Genomic DNA, 16,785 nt, shown 5'->3' on the forward strand with positions numbered 1-16,785 from the left:
ATGTGACAAAAAATAAAAAAGGCGCAGTCTGCGCCCTTTTTATCGTTGATTTTCCTTACAGCAAGCTTTCACCAATATGGTAGGCAATGGCGGCCATGATGGCGGCGCAAGGGATGGTCAGCACCCAGGCCCAGACGATGCGGGAAGCCAGTCCCCAGCGTACAGCCGTCATGCGGCGTGATAGGCCGACACCGACAATCGCACCGGTAATGGTATGGGTGGTTGAGACCGGAATGCCTAAACTGGTCGCCAGGAATAAGGCAATTGAACCTGACGTTTGCGCGGCAAAGCCACCCGTGGGCCGAATTTTGGTAATGCCCATGCCCATGGTGCGCACAATACGCCAGCCACCAAACAGCGTGCCCAGGCCCATCGCCAGTTGGCATGAAATCACCACCCAGAACGGGACGTGAAAGTCACCGTGCAGATAGCCATTGGCAAACAGCAACACAGTGATGATGCCCATGGTTTTTTGCGCATCGTTGGCGCCATGGCCCAGGCTGAATAATGAAGATGAGATAAATTGTAGCTTGTTAAACCGGCTTTCGATTTTATAGGGCGATGATTTTTGAAACACCCACATAATGCCAATTGACAGCAGCAGTGCCAGTATCATGCCAAACAGTGGCGACAGGATAATGGCGATGCCGGTACTGATCAACTTGCTGCCTAAAATCACGCCTTTGGTGCCAGAATGTGCCATGCCTGCGCCAATCAGGCCGCCAATCAGTGCGTGAGATGAAGAAGAGGGGATGCCGAACCACCAGGTGATCACATTCCAGGCGATGGCGCCAAATAGCGCGCCAAAAATGACCGTGTTATTGACAATGTTGGGGTCAATAATGCCTTTGCCCACGGTGTCAGCCACGTGCAGGCCAAAAAACAAAAAAGCGACAAAGTTGAAAAAGGCAGCCCAGATCACGGCCGCCTGCGGGGTGAGTAAACGGGTGGACACCATGAGCGCAATCGAGTTGGCCGCATCGTGAAAACCGTTCATAAAGTCAAAAATCAGGGCGACGAAGACGAGCACCGCCATGACCAAAATCACATGATCCATGGCGGGTTCCTAAATACGCTCTAAGACGACGCCATGAATGACGTCGGCAACATCTTCACAGCTATCGACGGCTTCTTCAAACAGGTCATACAATTGTTTTGAGCGGATGAGTGTGCGCGCATCATGGTCTTCTTCAAACAGTCTGTGCATGCCTGAGCGCATGATATGGTCGGCTTCGCCTTCAATCTTGCTGATTTCTTCACAGGTGCGCAAAATACGCTCGGCATTTTTCATGTCGGACAGCATGTGCACTGCGTCCTGTACTTTTTCAGAGGCACGCAGCAGGATTTGCGCCAGCGCCACCATTTCTGGCGTGAATTTGCTGTTGCCGTAAATTTCGACGCTTTGTGGAATCGCTTCCATATAGTCGATGATGTCATCGAGTGCCATGGCCAGTTCGCGAATTTCGCGGCGGTCAAATGGCGTAATAAAGGTTTTATGCAAGGACAGCAGAATTTCCTTGGTGTACTCATCTGCTTCAGACTCGATGTCGCGGATGTCAGAGAAATGTTTTTGAAAACTTGCCTGATCGACTTCTGCTGCCATCAGGGCCAGCACTTTGGAACCACGCACCGCACAATCGGCCAAACGGTTAAACAGTACAAAATAGTTATCGTTTCTGGGGCTGATTGCAGCCATGATGCGGCCAAAAGTGGCATTCGCCATTGGGTACTCCCTAGTGGTTTCAAAGTTTTGTGACAGGGATTTTACTATTTTGTGACAATGTTTGTGACAAAAATCTGTATCTGAAATGGAATACCAGGCATGTTTTGGCGCTGAATCGGGGTTTTAGCTGCGGTATAATAGCGGTTTTTACACAATTTAAAATCAATCACATGGAAGCAGAACAACTAAATGCCATCGCCAATGCGTTGAGCGATTTGACCCAACGTCACCATGCCCTCCGGGGGTATCTTTGACTACGAAAACAAAGAGCAACGTTTAGCCGAAGTCAACGGCCTGCTTGAAGATCCTAAAGTCTGGGATGACGCCGAAAAAGCGCAAAAGCTGGGCAAGGAAAAACGCATGCTGGAAACCGTGGTCACTACACTGGATGCTGTCGCCCAATCGCTGACGGACAGCCAGGAATTGTTTGACATGGCACGCGAAGAAAACGACGACGATACGCTGCTGAGCGTGAATGAGGACGTGCAAAAGGTTGAAAAAACCATCGCCGAGATGGAATTTAAACGCATGTTTTCGCAGCCGATGGACGCCAATAACTGCTTTATTGAGTTCCAGTCTGGCAGTGGTGGCACTGAAGCGCAAGACTGGGCGGGCATGTTGCTGCGCATGTATTTGCGTTATGTGGAGCGCAAAGGCTTTACCGTAGAAGTGCTGGAAGAGTCCGAGGGGGATATTGCCGGTATTAAAGGCGCCTCTATCAAAGTCAGTGGCGATTATGCATTTGGTACTTTGCGTACCGAGAGCGGCGTCCATCGCTTGGTGCGTAAGTCCCCGTTTGATGCTAACTCCAAACGCCACACCAGTTTCGCCAGTGTGCAGATATTCCCTGAGGTGGATGATTCGATTGAAATCGAAATCAACCCGGCGGATTTGCGCATTGATACCTACCGTGCCAGTGGCGCCGGTGGCCAGCATATTAACAAGACCGACTCCGCGGTGCGTATTACCCACTTGCCAACGGGTGTTGTCGTGCAATGCCAGAATGACCGTTCACAGCATAGAAACAAAGAAGAAGCGATGAATATGCTGAAAGGGGCGTTGTATAACCTGGAGCTGAGCAAACGCAACGAAGAAAAACAGGCGCTGGAAGATGCCAAAACCGATATTGGCTGGGGGCACCAGATCCGCAGTTACGTGTTGGACCAGGGCCGTATTAAAGACCTGCGCACCAGCGTCGAGATCGGTAATACGCAAGGCGTGCTCGATGGCGACCTGGATCCATTTATTATGGAAAGCCTGAAGCAGGGGCTGTAATTTGACCTAATAAAAAAGGCAGCGATTTCGCTGCCTTTTTTATTGCCGGGTCATTCAATCAACCTGCCCGTCAATATATAGCCATTGCCCACTTTCACGGCTAAAACGGCTGTGCTCGGTTAATTGCTCTTTCTTCTGCTGGCCACTCTGGAAGGTCGCGACAAACTTCACGAACGCAGTATCCGCATCCACTTGCATATGCGACAGCACTTGCAGCTTCAACCATTTAATACCCTTGAGGTCCTCTTGCGTGAGGTTTGCTGGTCGGGTATTCGCATGCCAGGTGTGCAAGATATAGTCTGGTAACTTCAGTGCATAAGCGCTGTAACGTGATCGCATCAGGCGTTCTGCATCTGGCGCGGCCAGTCCATGATGTAATGGCTGGCAGCAGTCGGTATAGGTTTTTCCGCTATAACAGGGACAGGCGTTCTTCATGGTTTAAAACAACTCCGCTTGTGCTGCAGGCGGCGCAGCCCGCAGTTGGTCGATATCAATTTCGAAAATCCCCAGCTTGCCAGCGCAGGGCATCAGCGGTAACGGTGTCGCCTGCGCAAATAAAAAACCGTAATACTCCTGATGCACACCACCAAAATGCGCGCGTTGTTCGCGGCTAATGCCTGCTGGTAATTCTCCGGGCTTGCTGCACAAAACCAGTTTGGCTATGCCAACGACGCCACCATACTCCAGTTTGTCCCTGTCCGGGATAGGGACGTCAGTATGGGCTTTGATGTAGTGGTAATACTCCTCATACAGGCCTTTGCTGGCGTGAATGAGCATGGGGCCGCGATATTGCGTGCCCCAGCTGCGGTCGTCTACCAGTAAGTAACCGTTGGCGATTAACCAGGCAAACGGTTGCTTGAACGATAGGGCCTTGATTTTTCCTGACGGGCGGCCAGGCTGCGCGAGCGTTGACATGGTCTGGCCGTCACTGCTTCAGCTTAGGCAATTTCCCGTGTTTCCATAAACTGGATATCCGGGTAACGCTCTTGTGCCATTTGCAGGTTAACGCGGTTAGGCGCCAGGTAGACGTAGTCATCAGCACTATCCAGGCCGACGTTAAAGCCATACTTATCCGCAATCGCTTTCAGGTCGGCGTCACTGCCCTTGAGCCAGCGCGCGGTGTAGCAGTCATATGGTTCAAACACCATGTCGACCCCATATTCGTGTTCCAGGCGGTGCGCTACGACGTCAAACTGCAGCATACCTACGGCGCCCAAAATCAGGTCGTTGGATAACAGCGGGCGGAACAGTTGCGCCGCGCCTTCTTCGGATAGCTGTTTGAGGCCGATTTGCAGCTGCTTCATTTTCATCGGGTTTTTAATACGTGCACGACGGAAAAATTCCGGTGCAAATGATGGAATGCCGATAAATTTGAGTGCTTCGTTTTCGGTAAACGTGTCGCCCAGTTTAATCGTACCGTGGTTAGGGATGCCGATAATGTCACCGGAATAAGCTTCGTCCATGATAGTGCGGTCTTGCGCCATAAACGTAATAGCGTTATTGACGTTAAGCATCTTGCCCGAAGCAACCTGCTTGATCTTCATGCCACGCTCGAAACGGCCCGAGCACACACGCAAAAACGCAATGCGGTCACGGTGTTTGGGGTCCATATTGGCCTGGATTTTAAATACAAAACCAGCAAATTTTTCTTCGTTAGCCGCCACAGCACGGGTGGCTGTTTTGCGGGCTTGTGGTGGAGGTGATAAGTCGACCACCGCATCCAGCAGCGATTGCACGCCGAAGTTATTCACTGCTGAGCCAAAAAATACCGGCGTTTGTTTACCGCTTAAATAGCGCTCTTGATTAAATTCATTGGAGGCACCACGTACCAGCTCAATATCTACACGCAGCTCTTGCGCCTGGTAGCCAATCAATTCATCCAGTCTTGGATTATCCAGGCCTTGAATGGTCTCTGAAGTGCCTTTTTCAGCACGCGGATCAAAGAATAAAATGGAGTCATTGACCAGGCTATACACGCCGCGGAAGGTTTTACCCATACCGATTGGCCAGGTCATCGGTGCACATTCCATCCCCAATGTCGTTTCGATTTCATCCAGCAGTTCAATCGGCGCGCGGCTTTCGCGGTCCAGCTTGTTGATGAAAGTAATAATTGGCGTGTCGCGCATGCGGCAGACGTTAAGCAATTTAATGGTTTGCGCTTCGACGCCGTTTACAGAGTCGATCACCATCACCGCCGAGTCCACGGCGGTCAGGGTGCGATAGGTATCTTCAGAAAAGTCATCGTGGCCGGGTGTGTCGAGCAGGTTGACCATATGTTCGCGATACGGAAACTGCATGACGGAGGAGGTCACTGAAATGCCGCGTTGCTTTTCCAGTTCCATCCAGTCTGAGGTGGCATGACGCGCCGCTTTACGGCCACGCACTTCACCGGCGACCTGAATCGCACCACCAAACCACAGCAATTTCTCGGTGAGCGTAGTTTTACCCGCATCTGGGTGCGAAATGATGGCAAAGGTACGGCGGCGTTCAACTTCTTGCTGCAAACTGGACATGAAAAAATAGCGCTTTGGGAAAAAGCGCTATTTTAACCCAGATTTTACATTGGGCCGCATCATGCACCTGGCCGGATTATTTTCGCATCAGGAAAATGGCTACTGCCGCGAACACAATCAGGATAATCAGGCCTTCCACATTCAGTCCAGTCTTAATTGATTGGCTGTTTCAATTGTTCCAGAATGGCGGGGTTGTCCAATGTGGAAATGTCAGAAGTGATTTCTTCGCCTTTCGCCAGGCTGCGCAACAAACGACGCATGATTTTGCCTGAGCGGGTTTTGGGCAGATTGTCGCCAAAGCGGATTTCGTCCGGTTTGGCAATCGGGCCAATTTCCTTACCTACCCATTCGCGCAGTTCAGCAACGATTTTTTTCGCTTCTTCACCTTCCGGGCGCTTGCCTTTGAGCACGACATAGGCCACCACAGACTCACCTTTGATCGGGTGCGGTTTACCCACCACGGCAGATTCTGCCACTAAATGATTGGCAACCAGGGCTGATTCAATTTCCATGGTGCCTAATCGATGACCAGACACGTTCAACACATCATCAATACGGCCCATGATGGTGAAGTTGCCGGTGTTGACATCACGTACCGCGCCATCGCCTGCCAGGTACAAGTTGCCGCCCAGTTCAGCCGGGAAGTAGCTGGTTTTATAACGCTCAGGGTCGTTATAAATAGTACGTATCATGGATGGCCAGGGTTTTTTAATCACCAACAGGCCGCCGCTGCCCCAGGGAATGTCTTTGCCTGTTTCATCCACCACGTCGATATCAATGCCGGGGAAGGGGAGAGTGCAGGAGCCTGGTACCAGTGGTGTCGCCCCTGGTAATGGGGTGATCACATGGCCGCCAGTTTCAGTTTGCCAGAAAGTGTCCACAATCGGGCAACGGTTGCCGCCGACTTGCTCGTAGTACCACATCCAGGCTTCAGGGTTGATCGGTTCGCCGACGGTGCCCAGCAGCCGCAGGCTGGATAAGTCAAAGTGGTTAGGATGGGTGGTGAAATCAGTTTCACCGGCTTTGATCAATGAACGGATCGCTGTTGGCGCGGTGTAAAACACGCTGACTTTGTGGCGCTGGATCATTTCCCAGAAACGGCCAGCGTTAGGGAAAGTCGGAATACCTTCAAACACAATTTGTGTGGCGCCCATAGCCAGCGGTCCGTAGGTCACATAGCTGTGGCCGGTAATCCAGCCCACATCGGCCGTGCACCAGTAAATATCGTCAGGCTTAATGTCAAAAGTCCAGCGCATGGTATTCATGGCATGCAGCAAGTAACCGGCCGAGCTATGTTGTACGCCTTTGGGCTTGCCGGTAGAGCCGGAGGTGTAAAGCAGGAACAGCGGATGCTCGGCATCGACCATCACCGGTTCACAGGTGTTGGCCTTGTCGGCAATCAGGTCATGCCACCAAACACATTTGCTATCCCAGACCACGTCCTGGCCGGTTTTCTTGAATACCACCATATGGCGGATGCTGTCACAGCCACCCATGGCAATGCCTTCATCGACCGCTTGTTTCAGTGGCAGGGTTTTGCCGCCGCGGTATTGACCGTCAGAAGTGATGACGGCGACTGCACCGGCATCGATAATCCGTTCATTCAGGCTCTTTGCTGAGAAACCGCCGAATACCACGGAGTGGATAATGCCCAGGCGTGCACAGGCCTGCATGGCGACGATGGCTTCAATGCCCATCGGCAGATAGATAATGACGCGGTCACCTTTGACCAGATTGAGCGACTTCAAGCCGTTGGCGAACTGGCATACCTGGTGATACAGCGCTTTATACGTGACATTTTTAACGTCGCCGTTATCTGCTTCAAAAATAATGGCGGTTTTATTCGGGATGGTTTGCAGGTGCTTGTCCAGGCAGTTGGCGGAGACGTTCAGCTCGCCATCTTCAAACCATTTATAAAATGGCGCATTGTCCTGGTTCAGCGTTTTGCTGAATGGCTTGTGCCAAATCAATAACTCGCGTGCCAGTTTGGCCCAAAATCCTTCGTAATCCTGCAATGCTTCTGCATGCAGACGCTGGTATTCCTCCATGCTGCCCACGGCGGCCTGGCTGGAAAAAGCCTTGCCCGGCGCAAATACGCGGTGTTCATGAAGTACAGATTCGATAGACATAGCGTCCCCCAAAAATCAATGTCAAAAAATGAAAGTGTGAGCGAACCTCAGGTATTATTGTTTTGGTTCTGATTGACAAACTCTCCGAGCACACAACTCATTACAAGAGCAAAAACTCATGCAACAGCTTGCACAAATTCTAACAGAAAAGCAGGTCGCGTCTACAGAGGCCGCCTATTTGCTACATGCAGCAGCCTGCAGCCCATTTTTTGCCAGATTCGTTACGAAACATACAGATTTTATAACTGATTTGTTAGATAACTTATATAAGACATATAAGACTGAAGATGTTAACACTTTGTTTTTATATGAAAAAGATATTGAAGAATCTGTTTTTTTGCAACAAATCAGACTGATCCGGCAACGTTTAATGGCGCATATGATTGTCCGCGATTTGAATGGCCTGGCAGACTTTGCTGAAGTGGCAGAAACCACCAGTGCACTGGCAGAGTCTGCGATTACGGCTGCTGTGGACTTTTATCACGCCCGTTTGGCAGAAACCTATGGCAACCCGCGCGATGCCCAGGGGCAGGTGCAACGCATGATTGTGGTCGGCATGGGCAAGCTGGGTGGTCGCGAACTCAATGTGTCGTCTGACATTGACCTGATTTTTGCCTACGAGCAGGAAGGTGATACGGATGGTGCAAAGTCCATCAGCAACCAGGATTTTTTTACCAGATTAGGCAAAAAGGTCATTGCTGCGCTGGATGATGTCACGGCAGATGGTTTTGTGTTTCGTGTCGATATGCGCTTGCGGCCATTTGGCTCTGAAGGTGCCCTGGTGTGTAACCTGGATGCGCTGGAAGATTATTACCAGAATTATGGCCGCGAGTGGGAACGTTATGCCTGGATTAAAGGCCGTGCCGTGTGCGGGCCTGACGCAGCGCTGACCAAGGTCATGAAGCCTTTCGTGTTCCGCAAATACCTGGATTTCAACGCCTATGCGTCCATGCGGGATCTGAAAGTGCAGATTCAGCGCGATGTGGTGCAACGCCGTTTGTCGGACAATATCAAGCTGGGACGTGGCGGTATTCGCGAGGTGGAGTTTATTGCGCAGGTATTCCAGTTGATCCGAGGCGGGCAAGTCCCGGATTTGCAGATCAAACCCACATTGGCGGTGCTGGATTGTCTGGCAATGCGTGGCATGTTGCCAGCTAACGATGTCGCGGCGTTAAAAGAAAGCTATATTTACCTGCGCAACCTGGAACACCGCCTGATGTATATCGATGACCAGCAAACACAGGATTTACCAGACTCTGAGACTTACCGTGGCTATTTATTGCAAATGCTCAGGCAGTCAGATTGGGCCAGTTTTATTGCTGAGCTGAATATCCACCGTGACCGCGTGCAACGTTTTTTCGACGATACATTTAAAGACGAGCAAAGCAATGACTTGCAGCAGGAAACGGCGCTGTGGCAAGGCACCGTGAGCGGCAACGAAGCCGGGCAATGGCTGGTCCAGCACGGTTACACCCGGGCCGATGATATTGTGCATTTGCTGCAGCAAACGCGTAATAGCCAGCGTATCCAGCAGTTGCCTGAGCAGAGCCGTCGCCGCCTGGATCAACTCATGCCTTTGTTGTTACGCGAAGCGAGCCAGCAGCAAAGCACTACGCCGGATATGGCACTGATCCGTACGCTGGATTTGCTGGAAAGCATCTGCCGCCGCGCCAGTTATCTGGCGTTGCTGGCCGAGTTTCCGGATGCGCTGGCTTTGATTGTGAAACTCTGTGCCGCCAGCCCGTGGATTGCGCAATATGTGTCTGCCCACCCGATTTTGCTCGATGAGTTGCTGAATAAGCAAACGCTGTTCAAGCGGCTGGATGCGGCGCAATTAAAGATTGAGCTCACGCGCCATATGCATCAGCTGGCGGGCGATGTGGAGGCGCAAATGGACGCCATGCGCCATTTCAAGCATGCCAATGTGCTCAAAATCGCCGCTCAGGACTTGATGACTGCTTTGCCGCTGGAGGCGATTTCAGATGACTTGAGCGCGCTGGCGGATGTGATTTTGCAGGTGAGTGTGCAAACGGTGTGGCAAAACCTGTCGTTTAAGCATCTCGAAGTACCCAAGTTTGCGGTGATCGGCTACGGCAAACTGGGCGGCAAAGAGCTCGGTTACTTATCTGACCTGGATATTATTTTCCTGTTTGAAGATGAGGCCGACAGGGCACAGGAAATTTATGCGCGTTTTGCCCAGCGCCTGAATACCTGGTTTAACACGCTGACCAATGCCGGGTTGTTATATGAAACCGACTTACAGTTGCGGCCGGATGGTAACAGTGGATTGCTGGTGAGTACGGTGCAGGCGTTTGCCGAATACCAGCAACACAAGGCCTGGGTATGGGAGCACCAGGCCATTACACGTGCGCGGTGTGTGGCTGGCGATGCTGCGATTGGTGCATCGTTTGAACAGATACGCCGCCAGATTATGTGCCAGCCACGCGACACCTCTGCACTCAAGCAAGAGATTGCCCGGATGCGCGAAAAAATGCGCGAAGCGCATAAACCCAAAGCGGGGCGTTTCGACGTCAAACAGGGCGTCGGCGGTATTATTGATGTCGAGTTTATCGTGCAATACCTGGTGTTGGCACAATCGGCGCATTATCCTGAGTTGACCGACAATATTGGCAATATTGCCTTATTGCAGCGTTGTGCCCAACTGGGCTTGATTGCGTCAAGTGCGCTGGCTGAAAGCGTCGCGGATGCTTACCGTGAATATCGTACCTTGATCCATCATGCCAAACTGCAAGGTCAGGATGCAGTAGTGGCCGATGATCAATTGCAAGCCGAGCGGGCTGCTGTGGTGCAATTGTGGCAGGCCCTGTTCGCTGGCAATTAGACTGGTGCGCTAACTGTCTGGCGCATCCTCTTGTGGCGTTGGGCTTCCGCTGTAAGTGATCACCAGATTGCGGCCAGACTGCTTAGCTTCATAAAGCGCCAGGTCGGCATGCTTATACAGCAACTCATAGGCATAAATAGTCTCTGTCGCACAAGAGATGCCGATGCTGATAGTGGTGTGGAAGCTTTGTATGCGTTGCGTGGTATAAAACGACAACTCGGCAATCCTGACACGGATGCGTTCGGCAATCACGCGTGCTTCTTCCAGGCTGGTGTTGGGCAAGACCACGGCGAACTCTTCGCCGCCCAATCTGCCCAGCAGGTCTTTTTCACGGATGGTGTTTTCTATGGTGCGTGCACAAGCGACCAGCACCTGATCGCCTTGCGGATGGCCGTAAGTGTCGTTGATGACTTTGAAAAAATCTATATCCAGCATCAGGAAACATAACGGCTCGCCAGCATGATCTGCTTGTTGCAATAAGGCCTTGGCTCGATTGTAAAAAGAGTGGCGGTTGGGGATTTGCGTCAGGCTATCAATCGTGGCTTCTTTTTCTGCCTTGTCTTTTGCCCGTTGCAATTCACGCGTCCTCACCTTGACCTGGTCCTCTAGGGAGTGGGTCAGGCGCTGCATGTCGCTACGGAAGTGCTGCAAACTGCCAGACATACTTTTGAACAGTTTGGCCAGCTTGCCAATTTCATTATCCAGGTGGTCCGGTAAAGGCAGTGCATTGCTGGTGATTTTTTCGTACCGTTGCCCTTCAATGGCGCTGGATGCGTCCATAAAGGTTTCCAGCGGCTGCACAACTTTTTTCATCATTACCAGATACAGCATGATGAGTTCAATCACCAGTGCAAACAGGCTGACAATCAGGATGAATTTCGCTGCCTTGAGCGATGGCGAGGAGAGCAGCGATTTGGGGTAGACGGTGACAAACCACCAGCCCGGGCCGTCAATTTTGGTCACTGCAAGAAACTCTTCATCGGCCTCGACAATAAAGTAATCTTTTTGTTTTTTCTGGATATGGGTTTGCAGCGTTTTAAAGTAATGTTGCAGCTGCGTGTCTTTTAGCTGTGAAATCATCAACATGCCGCGTGTGCGGTTCATCTCTTTGATTTTTTCCGGGTGTGCAATCAGGCGGCCGTCATCCCGGAAAATAAAGTTATAGGTGCCGGACAAATGGTCGTTAAACACGCGGTCAAACAAGGCGTTCAGCAAGATATCGTGGCCGATATTCAGGGTATTGGTCGGTGTGATATCAATCGGCGTTTCCAGTGACACCATCCATTCCAGCGCAGTTGGGTCGTAGTAGAGCCCGGTCCACACGCTTTTGCGTTCGGGATTATTTTGCCGCGTGGTGATATAGACCCACTCTTCACTGAGCACGTTTAGCTTGCTGGTGGCGTTATCCGCCCATCTCACGCCTGGCCAATACACAATGTTGACGTTCTCAGGCATGGAGACGTAGAGGTTGGCAAACTGCTGGGTCCAGGCCACGCCAAAGTGGTCCACCATGGTGTAGGCAAGCAGCAGTTTCTTTCTAAAGGCATTGTTTTCAATCGGCGCATTGGCGCCAATATAGGCGGTGACATCCTTGCTGAGCAGGCCGGAGTGATTGAAATAACCATCGTAGGCTTTTTTCTGTAAGCGGATGGTCTGGTCTGGTCTTCTTTCAAACGCATGCCAAAAGAATTGGTCGTTATAGAAGAAGTCCTGCTGCCAGTGCGCCAGGTAAGTCGCCCTGAATATCTGGTGATTCGATTCCGCCAGTTTGAAAATCCCGCTCTCCCGCTGCCCGCGCTCCTGAATGTAGTGCTCCAGGCCGTCTATGGTTGAACTGACCAGGGTTTTGTAAATGTGCCAATAGGTGAGGGCGCTGACGGCAATGATGACGATGCTGACCCTGACGGCCATCTGCAACATCACATCCATGGTCAACGATTGTTTGTAGTTCGGGAAACGCATTATCAATCCGGGAAAGCTATATTTCTGAAGGCAGTGAAAAACTTTCTGAATATGAATTCACGGAGAATGGCAGATGGTTATTGCAGACATACACGCTCAAATCTTGTATTTATGTTGTTTTGTTTTATATCAATCCGCCTGTGGCAAGGATTGTTTCACAGCTCTGAGAGTCAACATACTCCTGCGCTTGCAGGGATGCAATGACTAAATAAGACTAATTGCATTGCGTGTGGCGGATTGCTGCAATTATGCTGATTTTGTTGAAAACGAGCGGGAACGGGTATGGTTGACAGCGTCGGCCTGCGAATGAGCATACTTCATCCGCCAGGCTTAGCTGGTAGATCATGGTGGGTATGGCTGCTTTTAGCAGCCCCAGCGTAAACCGGCCGTATGTACGGGGCTGTCCCAGTGTTGTTTGATATCGTTATCCAGCAGGCACACGGTGAGTGAAGCACCTGCCATGTCGATGGCGGTAATATAGTTACCGACCAGGCTACGGGCAATGCTGAATCCTTTTTCTGTGAGCAATTTCGCCGCCGTGTTGTAAATCAGGTATAGCTCCATGAGTGGCGTGGCGCCCAGGCCATTCACCAGCAGCAAAATGTCGCCTTGGGTCGGTAATTGTTTGGCCTCGAAGTCGTGCACGATGGCATTTACCATGTCGGCAACAATGACATCCGCTGTACGCATCGCTTCGCGGCGACGGCCCGGTTCACCGTGGATGCCGACACCCATTTCGATTTCGCTATCGCTGATGTCGAAGGTGGGTCGACCGGCGGCAGGCACGGTACAGCTAGTGAGCGCGACGCCTATGCTGGAGGTAAGCAGGTTAATTTTATCGCCCAGCGCCTTGCAACTGGCGAGGTCGGCACCGGTTTCTGCCAGGCTGCCAACACATTTCTCAACAATGACTGTCCCTGCCACGCCGCGGCGGCCGGTGGTATAGGTGCTGTTGACGACGGCACAATCATCCGAAGTGAGCACTGTGGCATGTTCAAATGGCAGCATTTCGGCAGCCATTTCAAAGTTCATGACATCGCCGGCATAGTTTTTAACGATAAATAGCACGCCTTTATCGGCATGCACCGCTTCGGCTGCAGCCAGCATCTGATCTGGTGTGGGGGAGGTGAATACCTGGCCAGGACAGGCCGCATCCAGCATGCCTTTGCCTACATAGCCCGCATGTAGTGGTTCATGGCCGGAGCCACCGCCAGAAATGATAGCGACCTTCTGTTGTGATTTTTGTTTGCGGCTGACAAAGGTCGGGTCGAATTGCACTTCGACCAGGTCGCCGTGCGCCGTGGCAAAGCCAGTCAGGCTTTCAACCAGCATGTGATCAATATTGTTGACGAATTTTTTCATATCAATGCCCCTGTTCTTTGGTAAGCGTATGGCGTAATGTCCGGCTGGGAGTGGTTTGCTTGTGGTGGCCTTGTTTTATTGTTTCGATAGCACAAGGTCACAGATGGTATCTATCATCACCTGGCAGCTTTTTGCGCCAGCATCCAGGTGGCCGATGGCGCGCTCGCCCAAGCCTGAAGCACGGCCTTTGGTCGCCAGCATATTGCGGGTAGATTCCAGGCCGTCGCTGGCAATGGTTTTCAGTGCCGCAGAGATGTCTTTGCTGGATTGACCTTGCTCTGCCAGTTGCTTGAATGCCGTGGCCACCGGGATCAGCACATCCAACATGGTTTTTTCACCGGCTTGTGCCTTGCCGCGTTGCATGATCGCCTGCACGCCTGCCTCAAACGCAAGTGCGATTTGCAGTGTGGTCATGGTGTCGCTGGTTTTAAGCGTTTTACTCATGCTCATAAAGAAACTGGCAAATAAAGGTCCGGAGGCGCCGCCAATGGTGCTGAGTAACTTCATGCCGATCTTGTTCAGTGCATCGGCGCTAGATAGGGTGCTGAGTTCATCTGCCAGGCCAGTAATCGCCTCGCAGCCACGCTTCATATTTATGTAATGATCGCCATCGCCGATCTCGCGGTCCAGACATTCAATATCAGCTTCATGGGCCAGGATGGCATCGCGGATGGCGGCGGCATAGTGATTGATGGCAGAACTGTTCATGGTATGGCAGCTTAACGAGACTGAAAACCGCATGTTACTCACAAGCCTGCTGCGTCGGCAAGTCTGATTTTGTTGTTTTCAGGGTAGGCGTTTTGGTCGCTTGCGTTTAAAATAGCGCCGCGGTCCTCGTGGTGAAACAGGATATCACCAGCCCCTCCTAAGGGCTAGTTTCAGGTTCGAGTCCTGACGGGGACGCCCAGCACTGCTGTGAATGCAGTTAAGTGCTTGAAAGTAATTGATTAAAGCGCTATAATTTTGGATTGACTTTCGTGTCAATTAACTTGCATGTAATCACATTGGGTGCCCTTTATGGGGTGTTTTTGATTGCATGTTAATGAATAACCCTTTGAATGGAAAGATAAAATCATGTCCGTGACTATGCGTCAAATGCTGGAGGCCGGTGTTCACTTTGGCCACCAAACTCGTTACTGGAACCCAAAAATGGCCGAGTTCATTTTTGGTGATCGTAACAAAATTCATATCGTAAACCTGGAAAAAACACTGCCACTGTTTGAAGAAGCACAAAAATACGTGCGCACACTGGCAGCAAACAAGGGCCGTATTCTGTTCGTGGGCACCAAGCGTCAAGCCCGTGACATTGTTAAAGAAGAAGCGCAGCGCGCTGGTTGTGCATACGTTAATCACCGCTGGTTGGGTGGTATGCTGACTAACTTCAAAACAGTGAAGCAGTCTATCAAGCGTCTGAACGACTTTGAAGCCATGATCGAAGATGGCAGCATCGACAAGTTCGGTAAAAAAGAAGCTTTGGGCATCAAGCGCGAAATCGAAAAGCTGGAGCGTTCTATCGGCGGTATCCAGGAAATGGGTGGCTTGCCAGATGCGATTTTCGTGATCGACGTTGGTCATGAAAGCGGCGCGATTACTGAGGCACGCAAACTGGGTATTCCAGTGATCGGTATCGTGGATACCAACAACTCTCCAGATGGCATCACTTATGTGATCCCTGGTAACGATGACTCCTCACGCGCAATTCGTTTGTATGCACGTGGCATGGCTGATGCGGTATTGGAAGGTCGCGCAAACGCGATTTCTGAAATCGTAAAAGCTGCTCAGGAAGAAGCTGCACCAGCTGAGGCTGTTGCCGAGTAATTACTCGTAGCTTAAAAAGGGGCGATGCGCCCCTTTTTCTATTGCATTTCATCATATGCCTGACACATGAATGGCATATGCTAAAAAGAATTTTTAAGATAAATCCGCAATGAGATAAATGCTCATGCAGGAATCCTAACAAAAGGAGCAAATAAATGGCTGAAATTACCGCAAGCATGGTGAAAGACTTACGTGAGCGCACCGATGCCCCAATGATGGACTGTAAAAAAGCGTTGACTGAAGCTGAAGGCGACATGACCCGTGCGGAAGAAATTCTGCGTGTGCGTTTTGGTAACAAAGCCAGCAAAGCTGCTGGCCGTGTAGCGGCTGAAGGTACTGTTGGCATCAGTATTTCTGCTGATGGTAAACTGGGTACATTGATTGAAGTCAACTCTGAAACTGACTTCTGTGCCAAGAACGAAGAATTCCTGAAGTTTGTGGGCGACTTGGCACAAACTGTGAACGAAAATAACCCGGCTGATATTGAGGCTGTGGGTACATTGCCACTGCGTGGCGAGACCGCTGAAGCTGTGCGCGCGCAGTTGGTTGGCAAAATCGGTGAAAACATCACGCCACGTCGTTTTGTTCGCACGCCAGCAAAAGGCCAATTGTTTAGCTATGTACACGGCAGCAAAATCGGTGTGTTGCTGGACTTGGTTGGTGGCGATGAAGCATTGGGTAAAGATATCGCTATGCACATTGCTGCAGCTAAACCAAAATCACTGGATGCTAGCGGTGTAGACGCTGCGCTGATCGACGCTGAGCGTCGTGTGGCGATCGAAAAAGCCAAAGAAGCAGGCAAGCCAGAAGCGATGCTGGAAAAAATCGCTGAAGGTACTGTGCAGAAGTTCCTGAAAGAAGTGACTTTGCTGAGCCAGGCTTTTGTGAAAGATGACAAGCTGAGCATTGAGCAGTTGCTGAAATCCAAAGGTGCAAGCGTGGCTTCGTTCAGCATGTACGTGGTCGGTGAAGGCATTGAAAAAGCAGTGGTTGATTACGCTGCTGAAGTGGCTGCTGCTGCTAAAGTCTAATTGACTTTTTAAAGCGGTATCCCAAAAAGTGGAATCCCAGGATTCCACTTTTTTTATGCCCAAAACGGGCGCAAGACGCCAAAGAAAGCGCGTTTTGTGATTAAATAAGCACATTTTGAGTTTGGGAAAA

The 16,785-nt window shown here is 51.0% G+C and carries 12 protein-coding genes and 1 pseudogene; 4 read left to right on the forward strand and 9 right to left on the reverse strand.

The genetic code is table 11. The annotated features are described in order from the left end of the window. Positions 1–55: 55 nt before the first annotated feature. Both INP79_RS05270 and INP79_RS05275 read right to left on the reverse strand, forming a co-directional pair. The gene (locus INP79_RS05270) at positions 56–1,057 is read right to left on the reverse strand and encodes an inorganic phosphate transporter (RefSeq protein WP_194740878.1); all 1,002 of its coding nucleotides are present in this window, start codon (positions 1,055–1,057) and stop codon (positions 56–58) included. A 9-nt stretch (positions 1,058–1,066) separates the two neighbouring features. Continuing rightward, on the reverse strand, positions 1,067–1,723 hold the full coding sequence (locus INP79_RS05275) for a DUF47 domain-containing protein (protein WP_194740879.1): 657 nt from the start codon (positions 1,721–1,723) through the stop codon (positions 1,067–1,069). Positions 1,724–1,893: 170 nt separating this feature from the next. Here INP79_RS05275 and prfB point away from each other — a divergent pair. After that, a protein-coding gene (gene prfB, locus INP79_RS05280) for a peptide chain release factor 2 (RefSeq protein ID WP_194753212.1) occupies positions 1,894–2,998 on the forward strand; the annotation gives its coding sequence in 2 pieces (ribosomal slippage) (positions 1,894–1,974 and positions 1,976–2,998; 1,104 coding nt in all). Positions 2,999–3,052: 54 nt separating this feature from the next. On the opposite strand, the gene INP79_RS05285 is transcribed toward prfB, so the two are convergent. From INP79_RS05285 to acs, 4 genes are all read right to left on the reverse strand, one after another. Beyond that, entirely contained in the window at positions 3,053–3,433 is a 381-nt protein-coding gene (locus tag INP79_RS05285) for a YchJ family protein (RefSeq protein ID WP_194753213.1), read from the reverse strand. A 3-nt stretch (positions 3,434–3,436) separates the two neighbouring features. Continuing rightward, positions 3,437–3,913: a hypothetical protein gene (locus tag INP79_RS05290; RefSeq protein ID WP_194753214.1), complete on the reverse strand. Its 477-nt coding sequence runs from the start codon at positions 3,911–3,913 to the stop codon at positions 3,437–3,439. A 23-nt stretch (positions 3,914–3,936) separates the two neighbouring features. Further along, the gene (locus tag INP79_RS05295; protein WP_194753215.1) at positions 3,937–5,511 is read right to left on the reverse strand and encodes a peptide chain release factor 3; all 1,575 of its coding nucleotides are present in this window, start codon (positions 5,509–5,511) and stop codon (positions 3,937–3,939) included. A 152-nt stretch (positions 5,512–5,663) separates the two neighbouring features. Then, on the reverse strand, positions 5,664–7,640 hold the full coding sequence (gene acs, locus INP79_RS05300) for an acetate--CoA ligase (RefSeq protein ID WP_194753216.1): 1,977 nt from the start codon (positions 7,638–7,640) through the stop codon (positions 5,664–5,666). Between the two features lie 109 nt (positions 7,641–7,749). Here acs and glnE point away from each other — a divergent pair. Continuing rightward, positions 7,750–10,482: pseudogene (glnE, locus tag INP79_RS05305) on the forward strand (bifunctional [glutamate--ammonia ligase]-adenylyl-L-tyrosine phosphorylase/[glutamate--ammonia-ligase] adenylyltransferase); the annotation flags it as partial. A gap of 9 nt (positions 10,483–10,491) precedes the next feature. Here the strand turns inward: glnE and INP79_RS05310 are convergent. The 3 genes from INP79_RS05310 to dhaL form a co-directional block, all read right to left on the reverse strand. Next, positions 10,492–12,444: a diguanylate cyclase domain-containing protein gene (locus INP79_RS05310; protein ID WP_228519723.1), complete on the reverse strand. Its 1,953-nt coding sequence runs from the start codon at positions 12,442–12,444 to the stop codon at positions 10,492–10,494. A 363-nt stretch (positions 12,445–12,807) separates the two neighbouring features. Further along, positions 12,808–13,806 carry a dihydroxyacetone kinase subunit DhaK gene (dhaK, locus tag INP79_RS05315; protein ID WP_194753219.1) on the reverse strand — a complete coding sequence of 333 codons (999 nt, stop codon included), beginning with the start codon at positions 13,804–13,806 and terminating at the stop codon, positions 12,808–12,810. Between the two features lie 75 nt (positions 13,807–13,881). Continuing rightward, on the reverse strand, positions 13,882–14,514 hold the full coding sequence (gene dhaL / locus INP79_RS05320) for a dihydroxyacetone kinase subunit DhaL (protein ID WP_194753220.1): 633 nt from the start codon (positions 14,512–14,514) through the stop codon (positions 13,882–13,884). A gap of 366 nt (positions 14,515–14,880) precedes the next feature. Here dhaL and rpsB point away from each other — a divergent pair, with 366 nt between their 5' ends. Continuing rightward, a complete protein-coding gene (gene rpsB / locus INP79_RS05325; protein WP_194740891.1) occupies positions 14,881–15,624 on the forward strand; it encodes a 30S ribosomal protein S2 in 744 nt (247 codons plus the stop codon). A 155-nt stretch (positions 15,625–15,779) separates the two neighbouring features. Beyond that, positions 15,780–16,655, forward strand: a complete 876-nt coding sequence (gene tsf, locus INP79_RS05330) for a translation elongation factor Ts (protein WP_194753221.1) — start codon at positions 15,780–15,782, stop codon at positions 16,653–16,655. Positions 16,656–16,785: the final 130 nt, after the last annotated feature.

The organism is Methylophilus sp. QUAN, assembly GCF_015354445.1.
GTDB lineage: Bacteria > Pseudomonadota > Gammaproteobacteria > Burkholderiales > Methylophilaceae > Methylophilus.

Excerpts from the sequence above, each read along its gene's own strand:
- INP79_RS05275 (WP_194740879.1), bottom strand. The coding sequence starts at position 1,723 with ATGGCGAATGCCACTTTTGGCCGCATCATGGCTGCAATCAGCCCCAGA.
- INP79_RS05270 (WP_194740878.1), bottom strand. The coding sequence starts at position 1,057 with ATGGATCATGTGATTTTGGTCATGGCGGTGCTCGTCTTCGTCGCCCTG.
- rpsB (WP_194740891.1), top strand. The coding sequence starts at position 14,881 with ATGTCCGTGACTATGCGTCAAATGCTGGAGGCCGGTGTTCACTTTGGC.
- INP79_RS05290 (WP_194753214.1), bottom strand. The coding sequence starts at position 3,913 with ATGTCAACGCTCGCGCAGCCTGGCCGCCCGTCAGGAAAAATCAAGGCC.
- tsf (WP_194753221.1), top strand. The coding sequence starts at position 15,780 with ATGGCTGAAATTACCGCAAGCATGGTGAAAGACTTACGTGAGCGCACC.
- dhaL (WP_194753220.1), bottom strand. The coding sequence starts at position 14,514 with ATGAACAGTTCTGCCATCAATCACTATGCCGCCGCCATCCGCGATGCC.
- acs (WP_194753216.1), bottom strand. The coding sequence starts at position 7,640 with ATGTCTATCGAATCTGTACTTCATGAACACCGCGTATTTGCGCCGGGC.
- INP79_RS05285 (WP_194753213.1), bottom strand. The coding sequence starts at position 3,433 with ATGAAGAACGCCTGTCCCTGTTATAGCGGAAAAACCTATACCGACTGC.
- INP79_RS05310 (WP_228519723.1), bottom strand. The coding sequence starts at position 12,444 with ATGCGTTTCCCGAACTACAAACAATCGTTGACCATGGATGTGATGTTG.
- INP79_RS05295 (WP_194753215.1), bottom strand. The coding sequence starts at position 5,511 with ATGTCCAGTTTGCAGCAAGAAGTTGAACGCCGCCGTACCTTTGCCATC.
- dhaK (WP_194753219.1), bottom strand. The coding sequence starts at position 13,806 with ATGAAAAAATTCGTCAACAATATTGATCACATGCTGGTTGAAAGCCTG.